The organism is Levilactobacillus lindianensis (assembly GCF_003946095.1).
Classification (GTDB): Bacteria; Bacillota; Bacilli; order Lactobacillales; family Lactobacillaceae; genus Levilactobacillus; species Levilactobacillus lindianensis.
Genome location: NZ_RHOD01000011.1, coordinates 56,970 through 75,148 on the forward strand (window position 1 = coordinate 56,970; position 18,179 = coordinate 75,148).

Here is an 18,179-nt window from a genome sequence, read left to right on the forward strand (position 1 = left end):
GCGCTAGTCCTCCTTCCCTTCTTTAGATCGCTGTTCTAATCGCGCAATCCGGGCTTTTAATTGGTCTTGTTGCTCAGGTGACAGTTTAGCTTGACTCGACGTCTGGACCTGTTCACTCGGCTTCTTCGCCCACTCTGGCAAAGTTTCCTTAACTGTCGGCTGTTTCCGCGAGCGACGTGGCTTGGTCGCGGCCGCCTGGCGTTCGCGGATTTTTTGAATCGCCAACTGAGGGGTGTTGACCTTGGCCTTACTCCAGTCGTTGGCAATCGTATCCAAGAGATTTTTATTCAGAGTCGGCCGATCCTCATCCACGAGAACGTGAAAGATCATTAGATTTAGCACCGACTCTGGGAATAGCTGGCGACTCACGAGGTCGCGAACCACCCGCTGTTCGCCGTCTGTGACAAAACCACCGTTCTTCTGCTTGATAGCCCGTAAAAAGAGTGCCGGGGCCGTCTCACTTGCTACCTTGATCAGGGCTGCTTCTTGGCTCAAGTTTCCCGTCGACTGACTGGCACCGGAAGTTGGCGTCGCCTGCGGGGCAGCCATAGATACCGTCTGTGGGGCCGCCTGCCGACCAAATTGATCGGCAATCAACCGTTTAAATTGTTGTGGGTTAAATTGATTTGAAGCGAGATCAGTTGCCTCACCAATAAATCGCGCCAGGGTTGGTTCATCCAGACCATACATTGTAATTTCGGTAATCAATAAGGACCGGTATCGTCCGAGATCCTGAATATCCACATACGACCGGTTGAGAATCTCTCCTAATAACTTAAAATCAAAGTCTGCTGGTTCCGTGGCCGTGTCTGAAGCCTCACTGGCCGGAGTCAATGCCTGGCGTGCATGGGAGACAGCTTCTGGAACGTTCATGATCTGTTGGCTATTGACGTGAAAGACGTCTAAGAAGTTTTTACTGATATTTTCTTCATCCGGGTCTGGGTCAACGGAAATCGTATTGGCCGTCACCAGTGACTGATACAACGAATCTCCCAGCATCCCCAATAACTGGACACTCAGGAGGTCATCGTTAAAGAAGGCTGTCGGCACCAGAGGAGCATGCAGCTCATAAATAAAGCTCTGCAAGCCCTGTTCCTTTTTGACGCGTGTCGTCAGTAGGCCCGTGGCTTCCAGCCGGAGCCGAGCCTCATAAAGGTGCGCGAGATCCATCCCCAACTCTGCTAATAACGTCGCATGTCGTTGATAAGTTCCCCGCTTAGGGAGCCAAAAAAGGGCCGAGAAGAGCCCCGTGGCACTCGGTCCGATGATCGGTTGATACAGTTGCGTTAACGATTGCCAACTTTGATCGGCAACCCGATCGACCACGCGGACCAAAAAAGTGGTCTTGGGTTGTAACTGATGCCAAGAGTCTTCCATTCCCAATTTCGCCTCACTTTATTGTTTCGACCGCTTCTGGGCCTTTTGTTTGTCCTTATCCATCATATCCTTCAATTCATTGAAGAACACGCCGGTATCCTTGAATTGCCGATAAACACTGGCAAAGCGGATGTAGGCAATCTCGTCCACGTCAACCAAACGATTCATGACATATTCCCCAATCAATTGACTGGAGATTTCATTAACCCCCAGTGCGCGAATTTTATTTTCGACTTCGTCCACGACCTTGGTCATGACGTCCATCCCCACCGGCCGCTTTTCCGCGGACCGGATAATCCCTCTTAAGATCTTTTCTCTGTTAAATTCCTCGCGGGTCCCGTTTTTCTTAATTACTAAAAGCGGGGTCACTTCAACGCGTTCAAACGTCGTGAAGCGGAAGCCACAGCTCTCACATTCACGACGCCGGCGAATGACGCGGCCGTCGTCGGTTGGCCGGCTATCCACGACCCGCGACCCATTATGATGACAGTGCGGACACTGCATACCTGGTCACCTCATTTTATTTGATTACTTCGTCCAAATTTATTCGTGTCAAGCCATTTTACCACTTGTTGCCGCGTTTGAGCAATCGTTCCCCCGTTATCGATGACCACGTCGGCCACCGCTACCTTGCGCGTGATCGGCCATTGTTGCGCCATTCGGGCCAACGCACCCTCAGCGGTCAACCCATCTCGTCTCTGAAGACGTTGTTGCTGAGTCGTGGCGTCAGTGGCCACGACCAAGACGTGATCAACCAAGTCAATCAGGTAACCCACTTCAAAAAATGTCGGGGCATCGATGACCACCACCGGAGCATGACGGGCTTTGGCGCGCGCCAATTGGCGCATGATTTCCGTTTGAATCAGTGGCTGGGTAATGGCTTCAAGGCGACTGAGTTGCGCGGTGTCGTGAAATACCAGATTACCCAACTTTTTTCGATTCAAGGCCCCATCTGATTGACGATAGCTTTCACCGAACGTGGCCACGATCTGGGTCAACCCTGCGGTTCCCGGTGCAACCACCTGACGGGCAATCAGATCGGCATCGATCACGGTCAAACCAGCTTGGTGTAGCCAGTGACTGACCGTTGACTTACCGGTCGCAATCCCCCCGGTGAGTCCCCAAACCTCAGTCATGATTCAAGTCCTCCAGTGCACCCGCTGGCACTGGCTGGCAGTGCGGACAGTAGTGTGTCCCACGCTGAGCCACCTTAATTTTCACAATCTCGGTGCCGCAGCGTTCACAAGGTTCCCCCTCATGACCATATACGTCGAGATTGTTCTGGAAGTTCCCCGTTTCGCCAAAAGCATTGGAGAAACTGTGCACCGTGGTCCCGTGACCTTGAATGGCTCGGGCAATTTCATCAATAATGTTTTGCCGCAATGTCTTAAGTTGATCGACGGTCAAATCATCCGCCGGTGTTAGTGGATTGATCTTTGATAGCCAAAGCACCTCATCGACATAGATATTCCCTAGACCCGCAATACGTGACTGGTCCAGTAAGAAGGGTTTGACCACCTTATGGGACTTGCCAAATATCGTCTGCATATACGCTAATGTCAGGCTTTCTTCCGTTGGTTCTGGTCCCAATTTGCCTAATGATGGGATCTCCTGGTCCTCTGTCCCGGTTGGGACCAACCGCATCCGGCCAAACTTCCGCGTATCGTTGTACCGTAGCTCTCGCTGATCCGTCAGATGAAAGACCACATGGGTGTGTTTGGCCAGTGGACTCCCCTCCGGCTGGACATCATACTTGCCCTCCATTCGCAGGTGAGAGACCAAAGTCAACCCACCACTGAAACGAAAGAGGAGATACTTTCCCCGTCGATCGATCCGTTCAATTCGACGGCCGATCAGGTCTGCCGTAAACTCTTCAGCATCCGGTCGCACCATTTTGGCGTAGAACACCTCAACGTGATCGATAGTGGCCCCTTCTACCAACCGAGTTAGACCCCGTCGAACTGTTTCAACTTCTGGTAATTCAGGCATGCGCTCACTCCTTTGACCTATTTCGCATCGTACCAGGTTGGGCCGTAGTGGCTCTCAACCTTCAACGGAATCTCCAGCTTAATGGCTGAATCCATCACGCTTGGCACTAATTTCGACAACGTTTCGATCTCCTCGGCAGGCGCCTCGAAGATCAACTCATCATGAACTTGAAGCAACATCGTCGCCTGGAGATCCTTGATAGCATCTTCCATCCGAATCATGGCAATCTTAATGATGTCAGCGGCACTACCCTGAATAGGCGTGTTCATCGCCGTCCGTTCGGCAAACGACCGTTGATTGAAGTTACGGGAGTTAATGTCTGGCAAATAACGCCGCCGATGGGCAATGGTTTCGACGTAACCCAGCTCATGTGCCTGTTGCACCATGCGGTCCATGTAATCCTTAACTCCGGGATACTCCTGGAAGTAGGTGTCAATAAAGGCCTTAGCCTGCTTACGAGAGATGCCGATATTCTGGGATAAACCGAAGTCACTGATGCCGTACACAATCCCGAAGTTAACGGCCTTGGCTTGGCGCCGAATGTTGGGCGTAACCTCTTCGTCTGGTCCCATCCTAAAGATCCGCCGAGCGGTTGCCGCATGAATATCCTCGCCTTCCCGGAAGGCCTCCTGCATATTGGCGTCATGACTCATGTGAGCCAGCACCCGCAATTCAATCTGTGAATAGTCAGACGAGAAGATCTGCCAGCCTTCATGGCGTGGCACGAAGGCCTTACGAATGGCCCGTCCCTCTTCGGTTCTCACTGGAATATTTTGCAAGTTCGGGTCAACCGAGGACAACCGACCAGTCTGGGTCAGCGTCTGTAGGTAACGCGTATGCACCTTCTGATCCTTAGGATGAATGACCTTCAAAAGGCCCTCAACGTAGGTCGACTGAATCTTGGCAATCTTTCGGTAACGCAAGATATTTTCCGCAATTGGGGCGTCCGGTGCTAATTTTTCCAACACACCCACGGCGGTCGAGTATCCCGTCTTGGTCTTCTTAATGACAGGCAAATTCATCTTCTCAAAGAGAATATGACCGAGCTGCTTCGGGGACCCAATATTGAATTCCTCACCAGCCTCGTTATAAATGGTCTGTTCAATCTCGGCCAACTGTTCGGTAAACTTGCTACCCATAGCCTCGAGTTCACTGGCATCCACCGTAATACCAGCGACTTCCATGCGTGCTAGGACAAAACTCATGGGTAATTCAATATCCCGGTACAACTGATCTTGATCGTTTTCTTTTAATTCGGTTAATAACTTGGGCCGCAAGTCGGCAATCGCCTGAGCCTTGCGTGCCAAATGACTAAACAAGACCTGGTCATCGGTTGGGATGGCCCGCTTGGCGCCCTTGCCATAGACATCTTCGTCTAAGGCAACCTGTTCATCCCCATGTTCATGGGCGATTTGACCCAAATCATTGCTATTATCATAGGTATTTAACAGGTAAGAACATAATAAGAGATCACCGTCTACACCTGCTAAGGTCACGCCTAAGCGATTTAAGCCCACGTACGTCCGCTTAGCGTCAAAGACCTGTTTGGCAACGTCAGCAGACTCTAAGAGGCCTTTAAGTGGCGCCTGAGCCAACAGTTCGACGTCACGGCTAACCCACCAGTGTTGGTCGGTCCCAATGACGAAACCAACGAAATCAGCCAGATGGTAATTATCGCCGTCCATTTCCAAATAAAAGTCACAGCCAGCCGAAAAGTCTGGCAACTGATCACAGTTGTCGACCGTTAACGTGGTGAAGGTGACGGGCCTAAGTTCCGCGGTATCCGTTAGCGGTTCGCCACCATCTCCCATTTGTGCCAAGAATTTCTTAAAGTTCATGCGCCGGTAGAAATCAACCAGTTCATCATGATGGTCACCCTCATAGACAAGATCGGTAACCTTCTTCGTCACGGGGGCATCACGCTTAATCGTGGCTAATGTCTTGGACATCAGCGCCTGCTCATGGTCAGCAATCAAGTGTTCCTTGAGTTTCTTAGCTGTAATCTCGTCGATATGGTCGTAGACACCTTCAACACTGCCATATTTGCTGATCAGATCGACAGCTCGCTTGGGACCGACACCGGTTACTCCGGGGTAATTGTCAGAATTATCGCCTTGAAGTCCTTTGATATCAATAATCTGGGCTGGGGTAACCCCCATCGTTTCCTGAACGTAGGCCGGCGTGTAATGTTCAACATCGCTGACCCCCTTCTTAGAAATCGCCACCGTCGTATGGTCATCGGCCAACTGCGTCAAATCACGATCTCCAGTCACAATGGTCGTCGTGAAGCCTTGTTCCCCGGCCTGTTTGGCTAAGGTCCCGATAATATCATCGGCTTCAAAATTTGGTAATTCGTAAGTTTGAATTCCGCGATGTTCTAGGAGTTCCTTCACGTAAGGGAACTGTTCGGAGAGTTCGGGTGCGGTCTTGGGCCGGCCACCCTTGTAGTCATCATACATTTTGGTGCGAAACGTGGTCTTACCAGCGTCAAAAGCCACCAAAGCGTGCGTGGGTTTCACCGTCTTCAGCATCGTCTCTAACATCGTGTTAAACCCGTAGATTGCGGTCGTGTGGAGCCCCTCGCTGTTGGTAAATGTACCTAACGCCGTGTACAACGCGTAAAACGCCTTAAACGCAACGCTGTTACCATCGATTAATAAAAGTCGTTTCTCCACCATAATGCGCTCCTTTCGAGCAACCAGCTCCGGTCGTTCGAGTATTCTGCTTACATTCTACCAAAAAAGGCCAGAAATCCGAAATAATAAAAAACGAAGTTCCAGGAGAGTCCTGAAACTTCGTTCGTGATTGGGTTATTTAGTCGCGACTGCCACCAAACATCCCAAAGATTTGTAAGAATTGTAAGAACAAGTTCACAAAGTCGAGGTATAGTTGCAAAGCCCCGTTAACGGCTAACCCGTTTACAGAAACCTGATCACCGTACTGCAAGTACATTCTCTTCATCCGTTGCGTATCCCAAGCTGTCAAAGCAGCAAAGATAATCACAGCGACGAATGAGAAGATGAAGGCGATTAATTGGCTTCTCAAGAACAGATTCACAATCATTGCGACAATTAGCCCAATGAGCGCGGCAGAAGCCTGTGTCCCAACTTTAGTCAAGTCACGCTTGGTCATAGCACCAATAGCAGCCATCGAGAGAAAGACAGCGGCACTGGATACAAACGCAGCGGCCATCGTTTCACCCGAGTAAATCATGCTATACATCGAGATTACGGCACCAGTCACCACGGCGTAAACCATGAGTCCAACGAAGGCCACGGTCGGCCGTTTCATTGATTGACCACTAATCACGAATGGCAGGATAATCCAAACGATCAACGGAATAAAGAGACTCCCGCCATGCAGGTTGCTAATGGATACGCTGTACATGTTCATGGCAAACGCGGTTGCCGCTGAAACCAGTACGGCGAGACCCATCCAACCGAACATCTTGGTCATAAAACCATTCAGACCGACCTCGGTGTTAATCGTCTGACGGGGCTGCTGTTCATAATTGTTCATTCAAACGCTCCTTCTTTCAAGTCAATTCCCGGCTTAGCTATCACCATGATAGTCAATTTCTCCGGTTGATTAAGGACCATTTTATCAAATCTATAATGAATTACAAGTATTCTGTTGCCAGGACAACCCCATCATTTCGGCCTTAAACCTGACCTGCGCCTCCTTCGTTGTCGGCCTCGCCGCGAGCCCAGACACGGTTAGCGTAAACCGCATTGAAGAGTAAAGCCACCTGTAGGGCTACCTGCGACAAGTTGGCTCCCAGGCTTCCCACGTTCGACGCCCCCATCAGTAGCTGACCAGTCAAGATGCTCCAGTAGATCACGTTGGCAACGTTGACCACGATCCACAGCGACCAATTTTCTTTGAATTTCAAGATATAGAGAACCTGGGCGATCAAACTCACCACGAAGTTAATCGAATCGAAGTAAGGTAACTGCCCATTTAAAGCAGCCAGAACCACCCAGCCGATCCCCCAAGCCACGAAGGCTCCCAGGAAAATTCCGCGCCGCACCTGTGGACTGAAGCCCCGCGTCGCCTCATCGTGGCCCCACATGAACCAGCCAATCGGTTGGGAGATGACATAAATAATATCCATCGCAAAAGATCCGTAGGCGTGACTAATCCAAGCAACATAGGTCATCGCTAAGCATTGCATCAGGCCAAAGATAAATGAAATTTTTCGACCCTTCATCCCGTAAACCAGGCAAAGCACACCCCCGACACCGGAAATCATGCCAATAATACTATCGGGCACAACCAGATAGACGGCTAATTGGAGCAGTAAGAGCACACTCACGTACCCCACTTCAAATTTTTTCCAATTCGTAAAAAGCTGGTCATACCACCAACCATGTTTCGCTGTTGTCATAAATATAAACCCCTTTATAGCGGTGTCCCCACACCGATTTATCAACCATTAATACCATAGCTGACATGCAATTACTATCCACCAACGGTTCTATCGATCACGATCAAAACGACCTGACCCGCGGCAGATTGGGGTGCCGACCCCATAAGGAAATTTATAGGGAAATTGTCAGCAGGGGTTGTTTTCGGAATTTGCGACTAAAATACCCGCCAACCAAAACAGTTAGCGGGTACGTTTGATATAAATTTAGTTGTTCTTCAGAGATAAATGACTTAATAATTCTTCATAAGCACGTTCGTACTTTTGAACGTCACCAGCACCCATGAAAACAACCACAGCGTCGTGGAAGTCTAACAATGGCGACATATTGTCCACCGTCAAGATTTCCCCGCCCTTGGCAATCTTTGCCGCAAGGTCCTTACTGGAGACCGCGCCGTTACTTTCACGAGCAGAACTGAAGATATTCGTCAGGAAGACCTTGTCCGCCAAATTAAGGCTCTTGGCAAAGTCATCCATCAACGCAATAACCCGGCTGAAAGTGTGGGGCTGGAAGACCGCAATAATTTCCTTATCCGGATACTTCTGGCGAGCTGCATCCAGAGTTGCCTTGATTTCAGATGGATGGTGCGCATAGTCATCGATGATGGTCATGTCGGCAACCTTGCGTTCAGCAAACCGGCGTTTAACACCCTTAAAATCAGCCAATTCACGCTTGATTTCGGCCATGTCGACCTTTTCAAAGTAGGCGACCGCAATGACAGCCAAACTGTTCAGCACGTTATGTTCACCGTACAGATGAATTTCAAAGTTCCCTAAGTTTTCATCGCCGTGAACCACGTCGAAGGTTGAACCGGTCGTTGAACGCTTAACGTTAACGGCTCTGAAGTCATCACGTTCGCTGGTCCCGTAGTAGTAGACCGGAACGTCGGTCTTCAACTTCCGTAACTCTGGATCGTCACCCCAGGCAAAGATCCCCTTCTTAACTTGGTTAGCCCAGGTTTCAAAGGCACTGTAAACATCGTCAATCCCCGTGTAATAGTCGGGGTGATCAAAGTCGATATTGGTCATGATGGCATAGTCTGGCTTAGTGGCCAGGAAGTGACGCCGGTATTCATCGGCTTCGTAAACGAAGAACCGTGCGTTTGGCGTTCCCTTCCCGGAACCATCCCCAATGAGGTAAGACGTTGGGGCGATACCACTCAACACGTGAGACAAGAGTCCCGTCGTACTGGTCTTCCCATGCGCGCCGGCAACCCCAATACTAGTGTAACCTTCGATAAGGTGGCCGAGAAATTCGTGGTACCGGTAGACCGGCAGACCCATTTCACGAGCCTTTTTAATTTCTGGATGATCATCGGTGAATGAATTGCCGGCAATAACCGTCAATCCTTCGTGAATGTTTGCTTCGTCAAAAGGCAGAACCTTGATGCCCGCCTTCTCTAAGCCACGTTGCGTGAACGTGTACTGCGTGATATCTGACCCCTGAACGTTAAAGCCCTTATCATGTAAAATCAAGGCGAGGGCACTCATCCCTGATCCTTTAATGCCTACAAAGTAATACACCGTTGCGTTATCCATTAATGATCCTCTTTTCTACTCTCTGCGGTTGGGCCACCGGACTATTCCCTGCCGTTCGAGTGACTCTAATTCCATTTTAGCATATCCCCCCACCCCATAAAAGAACCGGGCGGTCAATGGTTAGTGAGGAGTATTCACTCTATGATGAAAATGGTGCATTCTGGTCATGGGGTTCCGGTAAATCTTTCCCCAGGTCTTCTGGTTTTAAATAAACTTCACGTGGCTTAGACCCGTGTTGTGGTGAGACATAGTGGTGTCGTTCCAAATCATCGATCAGGTTGGCCGCACGATTGTAGCCAATTGAGAAGACGCGTTGGAGCTTGGACGTGGAAACCGTTTGTTCGGCAGCCACATATTCTAACACCTTCGGTAGCAAGTCATCCTGGTTTTCCTCGGCGGTTTCCCGTTTTAGGAGGCCCTGCGGCTCGAACGCATAATGTGGTTTACCCTGGGTTCGGACAAAGTCGGCGACGGCATCCACTTCGGATTCCACGAAGGCCCCTTGCAGACGCATCGGTTGACTGGCCCCGTTGCCGAGGTACAGCATATCCCCGCGTCCCAACAGATTTTCAGCCCCGGCGGTATCCAAAATGGTCCGTGAGTCGATCTGACTGGAGACCATAAAGGCAATCCGGGTTGGAATGTTATTCTTGATCGTCCCCGTCACAATATCCACACTTGGCCGCTGCGTGGCAACCAATAGGTGGATACCAGCCGCTCTGGCCTTCTGTGTGATTCGCACAATGTAGTCCTGAACCTCGCTAGCCGCCATCATCATCAGATCGGCTAACTCATCGATAATAATCACAATATATGGCATCTTGAGACCGGGTTCATCATTTGCATCGGCGCGATCGTTGAACTGCTCAATGTTACGGACGCCAGCCGCTGTCAGCTTCTCGTAACGCTGATCCATCTCAGTGACCACCCATTTCAAAGCGGCGGCCGCAGCCTTAGGATCGGAGATCACGGGTGCCAACAGATGTGGCAACCCATCATAAGGTGCCATTTCCACGGCCTTAGGATCAATCAGCAACAGCTTAACCTGTTGTGGATTTGCCTTATACAAAATGGACAACAGCAAGGAATTAATGAACACACTCTTCCCTGAACCAGTCGCGCCGGCAATCAAACCATGTGGCATCTTTCGCAGATCGGTCACCTGTGGTTTCCCAAAGAGGTCAACCCCCAGAGCAACCGTCAACGGGGACTCACTGTTCTTAAAGGCTGGCGAATTCAAGACTTCAGACAACATGACTGGCCGCGACTTCAAGTTCGGAATTTCGATACCGACCGTCGTCTTCCCAGGAATTGGGGCTTCGATTCGAATATCTTTAGCGGCCAGGGCCAGCTTAAGATCATCGTTTAGATTCGTAATCTTATTGACCTTAACGCCCAGTGCCAAGCTAATCTGGAACTGGGTAACAGTTGGTCCAACTGTCCAATCTGTGACGTGAGCATCGACATGAAAAGCACTCAACGTCGCGTCTAACACCTCAGCCTGATGTTCAATCCACTCATCTAGTGCTTCCTCGTCTGGAATGACAGGTTGTGGTAAGAGTGACATGTCCGGGAAGTGATACCCCCGCGCAGGTGTCCCGGACTCATTGGTCACATCAGTTGTGACTGGTCGGTCAAAGAGCGCCAGATTGCGCTGGTCGTTCCCCTCCTCCTGCATGATGTCCCCCAGGGAATGGCCCAATCCACGAGCCGGCTTGGCCTTGGTAGTGGCTGTCTCAGCTGGTGTTACAGGGGCTTGAGCCCGATCTAAGAGCTGAGCAACTTCGGCAGGTTGTTCCGCAGTCGACGAAGACGATGTCTCGGTCGTCGAATCTTCAACCGCCGGCGTCGCAGACACCTCGGCAGCCGAACTTGCGGCTACCGGTGCGTCACTAGCTGCTGACTCATCAGTTTCAGTAACCATTGGCTTTTCATCGACTGGCTGAGACTTTTCGCTATCCTGATTGTTGTTTGTCTCAGGCGTTGCTGGTTCCTGATCGTCTTCAGTATCGGGATGGGAAACTTCAGTCCGGGCGGCCATTTCAACATGAGACGCCTTGACCGTGCCTACCGGCAAATACTCTGTGCCCTTGTCCTCAGACACCTCATCGGTCGCAGTCGTGGTAGCGTCCTGTGCCGTTGCTGCCTCGGTTGGATAGAAGACCTCAACTTGAGCTTCATGTTTTGAAACCAAAACTGGCGCCGCATCACTAGCTGTTTCAGCGACTTTCTGGGCTTCCGGCTGACTCGGTGTGACCGTAGATGACGCTTCTGAAGCACTCACTTCTGATTCCGCTGGGGCCACACTGCCACTTGTCATGACCTCAGACGTCGACATTGTATCTGACAAATCACGCGCTTCTCCAAACAAGAAAAAGCTGCTGTCGTCCTTTTTGAGTCCTGCAATTAATTGTTGATACCGTTGCCGCGACCGTCGTGTGGGCCGTGACCAATGAAGCTGTTTGGGAACTTGAGTGACCTGAAACGGCCGATAGCTCTGGTTAGCACTCCCCACTACCGGGTCGTCCGTCACCGACTTTGCTTGCGGCTCCGGTGACACTTCAGGTTGGGGCCGTCGCGTGGTTTCTCGTTGGCTTCTAGCCTCACGTTGACGCTCTACACGTTCTTGTTCCTGCTGCTGGCGCAACTTCAGGCGTTCATTGCGTTCCTGCCGTTGCTTCACTAGTCGCTGCGCCCGATCGTCCGTTGTATCTGCTAATTCTTCTGGGGAGGGTTTTACCGCAAATTTGCGAAAAAACGCTGGTCCATCATAGTGCTCCATGTTTCTTCCTCCTTGACAAGCCTGCCACTTGCCGAAATTCTTTGTCATGGGAGGAGACGCCGTCGAATCGCCGGCTACCGTACTCATTCCCGCTTTAAACTTCGATTGGTTAAACCGAAGATTCCTAGTCATTACAAATCGTGACTTTTCGGCCAACAACGGCGCGTAGCCATCGCTGATTAGACACCCTAACTTGCAGTGTCACTTTGCCTAAAAGCCAATCTCCCCTATTGTACACAAAAAAGCGGGCCACCGACAAGGGCTGACTCGCTTTCGTAAAGTTTCTTAAGCTTTAAAGATCGATTGTCCCCGTTCAAAATCAAACGGCTCACCGACCACATAATCGTCCGGTAAAATCAAGGCACCCGGGCGTTGCGGCGCATTGGCCAGCTTCAACTCGCGGCCAGAACAGATCATGCCATTACTCTCGACACCGCGTAAAGCGCCGGGCCAAATAATTAATCCATTAGGCATCATCGCACCAACTTTGGCGACGACAACCTTAATATCCGCCTGCATGTTAGGCGATCCACTCACAATTTTTAACGTTTGATCATCGTCTACTACCGTTTCGGTCACTAACAAGTGATCGGAATCGGGGTGCGGGGTCGCCGTCTTGACGTAGCCAACTACGAACTTAGGGTCGGTATCAGCCACTAGTTCCCCGGCAAAACCGGCAGACTCCAGGGCGTTGTTTAACGCGGCCACATCATTCTCGGTCAGGTGAATCTGACCGTTACCTGAAATATCAGGTAAGATCTTGGAGACGGCCAAGAAGTTATAGCCCAGAGTTTGTTCAGTTTCTGGATCATAGATTCTGGCAACACCATCACGCACGGTGTGGGCCTGTTGCGGTGTATCCTGAGCAACAATAACAATTAAAGTATCCCCTAACTCGCGGGGATTGTAACTAGCAATTAACATGTCGGGATCCTTTCCAACGGTTTAGTCAGCGTTGGTCGCTAACGAATTAATAAAGTTTTCTACTTCAGTCTGTGTCTTCCGATCCTTGTTAACCAAGCGACCGATTTCCTCTCCATTGGCATAAGCGATGAAGCTCGGAATACCAAAGACATTCAGTTCAGCAGCCAAATCGATGTTCTCATCTCTGTCGACCGCGATAAACTTAAAATCGGGATATTCAGCTTCAATGGCAGGCATCGCTGGTTTGATGAAAGCACAATCTGGGCACCAAGTAGCGGAGAAGAATAGCATCGTCTTGCCGTCTTTAACGACGTCTTTCAGTTCTGCAGCTGACATTTTAGGTAATTGTTCCATGAATAAGCACCCCTTTATTTAAGTTTAAAAATTTTCACAAGCACCATTATAGCACGCCCACAACATTTTTCACTATTTTTGCCTTTTTACGGGAACTTCCCTGCGAAGATTGCTATACTAGGGGCAGATAAACAGATGATATTGCTCAGCAATAACTGCTAAGGAGGCGGTAAGATGACTGCTAAGAATGGACAATTGTATCAACTCAGTCTCACCGGGGTCATCGGCGGGTTAATGGGCATCTTCATCACACGCGTCTTTGGTGGCGGCTTTCGCTTGAATCCCGATATGATTCTAGAACAGGTCAAGGCGCAGTTCCGTCACGAATCACCAATCGAAGGAAGTTGGATTGAAAAGCACGCCGTCCCGTTCCAAAAATTTGCTGTGAAAACCCAAGTTTATTATGGCGGAATTACCCGCTACGAGGATGACCAACTCGTTCAGTATCAGTTTATTGCCGATGCCAAGACGGGAAGCGTCCTCGACATTCACCGCTTATAATCAAGTCATTTGCAACTAACCTAAGGAGGCTCAGGATCATAATGATCCTGAGCCTCCTTTTTATTTCTTTTATTTGGCTTTCGCGTGGTTCTGCATATCAGTCCGGACAATCAGGACGTCACAGCTGGCGTTAGCCACCACGTAACTTGCCGTGGAACCCATCAACATGCGTTCCACCACATTGGCCCCGGTTGCCCCAAGCATGATTAGATCAGCTTGGTATTCCTGAGGCAATGTCTTAGCTAGGTCAACCTTGGCGTGGCCGTAAAAGACCGACGTCACAACCTGCTTGACCCCGGCGTTCTGGGCCTTTTGCCGATACGCATCAACTGTTTGTTCCCACTGCTGACGCGCTTCGTCCATGACTTCTTGGTCAACGTACCCAAAACCGACTTGGGTATTCTGGCCAATGCCAACATAGTCGCCCCCACTCATAATGGTGACGATGATTAATTCAGCATCATTTCGTTTTGCAACTGCGATGGCTTTCTCCACCGTGCGCTTGGATTGACGAGAACCGTCGACCCCCACGAGAATTCGCTCATAACGTTTGGTCATCTGTACCACTCCTTTGTGGGCCGCTGGACATCCTACTTCGTTAATTCGTAGATGGCTTGGCCGTAAATGGCCATCGCCTTCAACAAATCAGCTTCTGGTTGAAATTCATCGGCCTGGTGCATCGTGTCTTGCGTGCCGGGGAAGAGGGCCCCAAAGGCCACCCCACGCTTCATCAACCGGCCATAAGTTCCCCCACCAACGACTTCTGGTTGCGCGTCGTTGTCACCGGTCTGCTCGCGATAAACGTTCATCAAGGTCTTCACAATGGGATCTTCTGGGTCCACATAGTGCGGCACCATTTCTTTACCTTGTTCAACAGTCACGTTCATGGTTGCCGTGGCTTGTTGTAAGCCCGCTAAGATCTGAGCGGCACCGGTCCCGGTTGGGTAACGGAAGTTGGTGTTGATTAAACCACCCTTGCCGGCAGTAAACTGCATGATCCCCACGTTCATGGTCAGGTCACCCATCACTTTATCCGTGAAGGCGAGGCCTAACTTATTAGCACGTGAATCGTCATGAAGTTCGTTAGCCAACAGGCTCAGGAAGTCCGCAGCGTCCCCACCAAAAGCATAGCTGGTTAAGAAGGTCGCGAGGTAAGTCCCGGCGTTGATCCCATTCTTCGGTTCCATACCGTGGGCGGCTTTTCCGATCACATGGAAGTGAATCCCGGAACCATCGACGTTAACATCCCCGGTCACTGGTGCTTCATCGAGGAAGGCCGTGAAGTCTGTGACCATTTGTTCATTGTCGGCGGTTTCAACGGTTGCCTCGGCATCCCGTGGCACCATATTTTCTCTGAGGCCGGCATCGAATTCAGTCAAGGTGAAATCACCAGAATTGCTACCTTCAAAATGGTTCTCGAAGGTCACATTCCCTTTTTCCCCATTGATTAGTGGGAACTCAGCATCAGGTGAGAAGCCCAACGTTGGCGCTGGCTCAAGGTCGAGGTAATGGTTCATCCCCGTCCAGTCGCTCTCTTCATCGGTTCCGATGATAAAGCGAATCTTGATCTTAGGCATGATGCCCTCGTCCTTTAACATCTTCAACCCATAATAAGCAGCTAATGAAGGGCCCTTATCATCAGAGGTTCCCCGGCCATACAAATTACCATCCTTGGCCGTCAGCGTGAAGGGATCAGTGTGCCAACCTTTACCGGCAGGCATGGCATCAGCATGTCCTAAGATCGCCAAGGTGTCGTCACCTTCACCGTATTCTACGTACCCGACGAGGTTGTCGAGATTCTTAACCTCAAAGCCATCACGTTGGGCCAAGCCTAAGAAGGCGTTTAACGCCTTAGCTGGGCCGGGGCCTAACGGATAGTCTTCAGTCGCTTTAGAATCATCGCGGGCACTGTCAATACCGACTAATGTGGTTAAGTCGGCAATGTAGGCGTCGCGGTACTTTGCAGATAATTGTTGCCAATCAATTGCCATGATTGGACCTCCCTATAATTTATTCGGACCTCATCGTCCAACTTTACTTACCGTCAATTCTAGCATACCCACCGCCAATTGTAAGCCGTTTTCCCTTAGTAAAATGCTATACTGAAAGCGAGAACATCTGTCAGGAGGCTTTCACATGGAAACGTTATCGCAAAGCATTTTAACCCGCACTATTCGTCAGCGACCAGCGGAGAGCCATAAAGGCACCTATGGCCGTGTCACTCTTGTCGGGGGAAATTCTAACTTTGGTGGCGCGATCATCATGGCCAGTGCCGCAGCCGTCTACTCCGGTGCCGGCCTCGTCACCACGGTCACCGATGCCAGCAATCAGTCGAGTCTGCATGCCCGGTTACCCGAGGCCATGTTTGCCGACCTCAGCAACGGCCATCAGCTCAGAGACCTGGTAAGCACCGCTGACGTCGTTGTGGTCGGACCCGGCCTTGGGACCGATGAATCCAGTCTAATGGCCTTAAATGCGACTTTTAGTGCCATTCACGCCGAGCAAACGGTCGTGATCGATGGTTCAGCCATCACCCTGATTGCCAGCCATCACCTCACCTTGCCCGAGGCCCGGTTAGTGATGACCCCGCACCAAATGGAATGGCAACGGTTAAGTGGCTTAGCCATCGCCGATCAAACGGTCACAAACAACCAGGCGGCCGTGGCTGATCTGAAAGCCACGGTGGTGGTCAAGTCCCATCGCACGCAGATCTACACGCCAACCGGGGTCTATGAGAATCCCCTGGGAACGCCGGCCCAAGCAACTGGGGGGATGGGCGACACCCTTGCTGGCATGGTCGGGGGCTTCCTAGCGCAGTTCAGTAACCCCACCGATGCCGTTCTCGCTGCCGTTTACAGTCACAGTGCCATTGCTGAAGACTTAGCTGCGACCCAATACGTCGTTTTACCCCATCAGATTATTACCGACATTCCCCGATTTATGAAAGCACACGAAGCGCAATAAAAAAAGCAGTGATGACCGCCGAATATCAGCGATCATCACTGTTTTTTTACGTTACTTTGCTAATTTACCGTGATATCCCTCAACGTGGGCCTCGTAGTGGTCCGCCTTATCCTTGATGAGATCGTACGTGTGTTGAATCTCATCGAGGCGCTGAACAATCGTTGCCAGCTGTTCGTGCAACAGATCCTTACGCGCCTGAAGCGTCACATCGCCCTGTTTAAACAACGTGAGCTATTCGATCAGATATTCAATACTAACGCCGGCCTCTCGCATGCACTTGACAAAGGAAATCCAATCGAGATCCTCCTTATCATAATCCCGATAACCCGCCACATTACGCGTCACTGACGGAATGGCCCCCCTCCCGCTCCCAATAACGCAGGGTGTCAGCGGGAATATCAAATTTTTCAGCAACCTCTTCAATTTTCATCATGCCCCAAGTTTACCATGGTTGGTCAGTTGGGCCTACCGTAAACTCACTGACGTTGGTGTCGGCCGGTTGATCGATGGCAAAGGCAATCACACTTGCCACCCGGTCGGGACTGATTTGGTAGTCATCATACAAATCCTGAGCCCCCTTGAGAGTTGCCGTGTCGGTCGTCGTTGCCAATAGTTCCGTCTTAATGGCTGCGGGATAGATCGTGGCCGTCCGAATATGGCTGTTCTCCTGAGCGGACTCCATTCGCAGAACCTCCATCAAGTCACGGACTGCCCACTTAGTTGCCCCATACACGGCACCACCGGGGTAGGCCTTAAGGTCGGCAACGGAAGAGGTCGTAATGACGTGCCCGGACTTTTGGGCCTTGAAAGTTGGTAAGACGGCAGCAATCCCATTGAGCACACCCTTAATATTGACATCCACCATACGATTCCATTCATCCATCTTCAACTCAGAAAGTGGTGAATTAGGCATTAGACCGGCATTTAGAAAGATCACATCGAGATGCCCAAAGGTATCCTTGGCAAATTGCACGATTCGTTGATTGGCAGCTGCGTCGGTCACGTCAATGGTCTGGTAGGCTGCCGTGCCACCTGCCGCCGCAATCTCTTGCGTCAAGGCTCGGAGTCTATCTTCTCGACGGGCGCCTAAGACTAGCTTAGCCCCCTTGCTGGCCAACAACTTTGCCGTTGCGGCCCCGATGCCTGAAGAGGCCCCTGTAATTAAAACGACTTTATCCTTAATCATTGTTAAAAACTCCCTTTCGAAACTTAATGATCACAGGATAAACCTTGGAGTCGACTCAAAGGCAAGTAAAAAGAGATCTTATTTTTCAAAAAATTTGTGTTTAAAGATTAGCCAAAAAAGGTAGGCCCCACTGGCAT

The 18,179-nt window shown here is 50.6% G+C and carries 19 protein-coding genes; 2 read left to right on the plus strand and 17 right to left on the minus strand.

Going from position 1 to position 18,179, the window contains the following annotated elements:
* Nucleotides 1–3: 3 nt before the first annotated feature.
* From EKM70_RS06240 to EKM70_RS06290, 11 genes are all read right to left on the minus strand, one after another.
* Complete coding sequence (locus tag EKM70_RS06240; RefSeq protein WP_125546245.1) at nucleotides 4–1,377, minus strand: replication initiation and membrane attachment family protein; 1,374 nt, start codon at nucleotides 1,375–1,377, stop codon at nucleotides 4–6.
* An 18-nt stretch (nucleotides 1,378–1,395) separates the two neighbouring features.
* Nucleotides 1,396–1,881 (minus strand): transcriptional regulator NrdR, encoded by a 486-nt coding sequence (gene nrdR, locus EKM70_RS06245; protein ID WP_125546247.1) that lies wholly within the window; start codon nucleotides 1,879–1,881, stop codon nucleotides 1,396–1,398.
* Nucleotides 1,882–1,892: 11 nt separating this feature from the next.
* Complete coding sequence (gene coaE / locus EKM70_RS06250) at nucleotides 1,893–2,513, minus strand: dephospho-CoA kinase (protein WP_125546249.1); 621 nt, start codon at nucleotides 2,511–2,513, stop codon at nucleotides 1,893–1,895.
* Complete coding sequence (mutM, locus tag EKM70_RS06255; protein WP_125546251.1) at nucleotides 2,506–3,366, minus strand: bifunctional DNA-formamidopyrimidine glycosylase/DNA-(apurinic or apyrimidinic site) lyase; 861 nt, start codon at nucleotides 3,364–3,366, stop codon at nucleotides 2,506–2,508. The genes coaE and mutM overlap by 8 nt, the downstream gene beginning before the upstream one ends.
* A 17-nt stretch (nucleotides 3,367–3,383) precedes the next feature.
* Nucleotides 3,384–6,041: a DNA polymerase I gene (gene polA / locus EKM70_RS06260; RefSeq protein ID WP_164506341.1), complete on the minus strand. Its 2,658-nt coding sequence runs from the start codon at nucleotides 6,039–6,041 to the stop codon at nucleotides 3,384–3,386.
* 139 nt (nucleotides 6,042–6,180) lie between these two features.
* Entirely contained in the window at nucleotides 6,181–6,885 is a 705-nt protein-coding gene (locus EKM70_RS06265; RefSeq protein WP_125546255.1) for a Bax inhibitor-1/YccA family protein, read from the minus strand.
* A gap of 142 nt (nucleotides 6,886–7,027) precedes the next feature.
* On the minus strand, nucleotides 7,028–7,753 hold the full coding sequence (gene pnuC / locus EKM70_RS06270; RefSeq protein ID WP_125546257.1) for a nicotinamide riboside transporter PnuC: 726 nt from the start codon (nucleotides 7,751–7,753) through the stop codon (nucleotides 7,028–7,030).
* Nucleotides 7,754–7,999: 246 nt separating this feature from the next.
* Nucleotides 8,000–9,331: a UDP-N-acetylmuramate--L-alanine ligase gene (gene murC, locus EKM70_RS06275; RefSeq protein WP_125546259.1), complete on the minus strand. Its 1,332-nt coding sequence runs from the start codon at nucleotides 9,329–9,331 to the stop codon at nucleotides 8,000–8,002.
* Nucleotides 9,332–9,470: 139 nt separating this feature from the next.
* Entirely contained in the window at nucleotides 9,471–12,113 is a 2,643-nt protein-coding gene (locus EKM70_RS06280) for a DNA translocase FtsK (protein ID WP_125546261.1), read from the minus strand.
* 285 nt (nucleotides 12,114–12,398) lie between these two features.
* Entirely contained in the window at nucleotides 12,399–13,037 is a 639-nt protein-coding gene (ytpR, locus tag EKM70_RS06285) for a YtpR family tRNA-binding protein (RefSeq protein WP_125546263.1), read from the minus strand.
* Between the two features lie 21 nt (nucleotides 13,038–13,058).
* Nucleotides 13,059–13,391, minus strand: coding sequence for a thioredoxin family protein (locus EKM70_RS06290; protein WP_125546265.1), 333 nt, complete (start codon nucleotides 13,389–13,391; stop codon nucleotides 13,059–13,061).
* Between the two features lie 234 nt (nucleotides 13,392–13,625).
* Between EKM70_RS06290 and EKM70_RS06295 the strand changes: the two genes are divergently transcribed.
* Nucleotides 13,626–13,892, plus strand: a complete 267-nt coding sequence (locus tag EKM70_RS06295) for a PepSY domain-containing protein (RefSeq protein ID WP_225416393.1) — start codon at nucleotides 13,626–13,628, stop codon at nucleotides 13,890–13,892.
* A 69-nt stretch (nucleotides 13,893–13,961) separates the two neighbouring features.
* Here EKM70_RS06295 and EKM70_RS06300 read toward each other — a convergent pair whose 3' ends face one another.
* Together EKM70_RS06300 and pepV are read right to left on the minus strand one after the other, a co-directional pair.
* Nucleotides 13,962–14,450 (minus strand): universal stress protein, encoded by a 489-nt coding sequence (locus EKM70_RS06300; RefSeq protein ID WP_125546269.1) that lies wholly within the window; start codon nucleotides 14,448–14,450, stop codon nucleotides 13,962–13,964.
* 32 nt (nucleotides 14,451–14,482) lie between these two features.
* The gene (gene pepV / locus EKM70_RS06305) at nucleotides 14,483–15,883 is read right to left on the minus strand and encodes a dipeptidase PepV (protein WP_125546271.1); all 1,401 of its coding nucleotides are present in this window, start codon (nucleotides 15,881–15,883) and stop codon (nucleotides 14,483–14,485) included.
* A gap of 145 nt (nucleotides 15,884–16,028) precedes the next feature.
* Here pepV and EKM70_RS06310 point away from each other — a divergent pair, with 145 nt between their 5' ends.
* Complete coding sequence (locus EKM70_RS06310; RefSeq protein WP_125546273.1) at nucleotides 16,029–16,856, plus strand: NAD(P)H-hydrate dehydratase; 828 nt, start codon at nucleotides 16,029–16,031, stop codon at nucleotides 16,854–16,856.
* Between the two features lie 51 nt (nucleotides 16,857–16,907).
* Here the strand turns inward: EKM70_RS06310 and EKM70_RS11505 are convergent, their stop codons facing one another.
* Genes EKM70_RS11505 through EKM70_RS06320 form a run of 4 tightly spaced genes read right to left on the minus strand, consistent with a single transcriptional unit; the run spans nucleotide 16,908 to nucleotide 18,042 of the window.
* Nucleotides 16,908–17,081 (minus strand): MerR family transcriptional regulator, encoded by a 174-nt coding sequence (locus EKM70_RS11505; protein WP_225416390.1) that lies wholly within the window; start codon nucleotides 17,079–17,081, stop codon nucleotides 16,908–16,910.
* A gap of 6 nt (nucleotides 17,082–17,087) precedes the next feature.
* Nucleotides 17,088–17,201, minus strand: coding sequence for a MerR family transcriptional regulator (locus EKM70_RS11590; protein WP_318531967.1), 114 nt, complete (start codon nucleotides 17,199–17,201; stop codon nucleotides 17,088–17,090).
* Nucleotides 17,191–17,289 carry a MerR family DNA-binding transcriptional regulator gene (locus tag EKM70_RS11595; protein ID WP_263853595.1) on the minus strand — a complete coding sequence of 33 codons (99 nt, stop codon included), beginning with the start codon at nucleotides 17,287–17,289 and terminating at the stop codon, nucleotides 17,191–17,193. Before EKM70_RS11595 ends, EKM70_RS11590 begins: the two co-directional genes overlap by 11 nt.
* A gap of 9 nt (nucleotides 17,290–17,298) precedes the next feature.
* A complete protein-coding gene (locus tag EKM70_RS06320) occupies nucleotides 17,299–18,042 on the minus strand; it encodes an SDR family oxidoreductase (protein WP_125546275.1) in 744 nt (247 codons plus the stop codon).
* Nucleotides 18,043–18,179: the final 137 nt, after the last annotated feature.

Excerpts from the sequence above, each read along its gene's own strand:
- EKM70_RS06310 (WP_125546273.1), top strand. The coding sequence starts at position 16,029 with ATGGAAACGTTATCGCAAAGCATTTTAACCCGCACTATTCGTCAGCGA.
- EKM70_RS06240 (WP_125546245.1), bottom strand. The coding sequence starts at position 1,377 with ATGGAAGACTCTTGGCATCAGTTACAACCCAAGACCACTTTTTTGGTC.
- coaE (WP_125546249.1), bottom strand. The coding sequence starts at position 2,513 with ATGACTGAGGTTTGGGGACTCACCGGGGGGATTGCGACCGGTAAGTCA.
- EKM70_RS06295 (WP_225416393.1), top strand. The coding sequence starts at position 13,626 with ATGGGCATCTTCATCACACGCGTCTTTGGTGGCGGCTTTCGCTTGAAT.
- murC (WP_125546259.1), bottom strand. The coding sequence starts at position 9,331 with ATGGATAACGCAACGGTGTATTACTTTGTAGGCATTAAAGGATCAGGG.
- pepV (WP_125546271.1), bottom strand. The coding sequence starts at position 15,883 with ATGGCAATTGATTGGCAACAATTATCTGCAAAGTACCGCGACGCCTAC.
- EKM70_RS06265 (WP_125546255.1), bottom strand. The coding sequence starts at position 6,885 with ATGAACAATTATGAACAGCAGCCCCGTCAGACGATTAACACCGAGGTC.
- nrdR (WP_125546247.1), bottom strand. The coding sequence starts at position 1,881 with ATGCAGTGTCCGCACTGTCATCATAATGGGTCGCGGGTCGTGGATAGC.
- EKM70_RS06290 (WP_125546265.1), bottom strand. The coding sequence starts at position 13,391 with ATGGAACAATTACCTAAAATGTCAGCTGCAGAACTGAAAGACGTCGTT.
- pnuC (WP_125546257.1), bottom strand. The coding sequence starts at position 7,753 with ATGACAACAGCGAAACATGGTTGGTGGTATGACCAGCTTTTTACGAAT.
- EKM70_RS06280 (WP_125546261.1), bottom strand. The coding sequence starts at position 12,113 with ATGGAGCACTATGATGGACCAGCGTTTTTTCGCAAATTTGCGGTAAAA.
- ytpR (WP_125546263.1), bottom strand. The coding sequence starts at position 13,037 with ATGTTAATTGCTAGTTACAATCCCCGCGAGTTAGGGGATACTTTAATT.
- EKM70_RS06320 (WP_125546275.1), bottom strand. The coding sequence starts at position 18,042 with ATGATTAAGGATAAAGTCGTTTTAATTACAGGGGCCTCTTCAGGCATC.
- EKM70_RS11595 (WP_263853595.1), bottom strand. The coding sequence starts at position 17,289 with ATGATGAAAATTGAAGAGGTTGCTGAAAAATTTGATATTCCCGCTGAC.
- EKM70_RS06300 (WP_125546269.1), bottom strand. The coding sequence starts at position 14,450 with ATGACCAAACGTTATGAGCGAATTCTCGTGGGGGTCGACGGTTCTCGT.
- mutM (WP_125546251.1), bottom strand. The coding sequence starts at position 3,366 with ATGCCTGAATTACCAGAAGTTGAAACAGTTCGACGGGGTCTAACTCGG.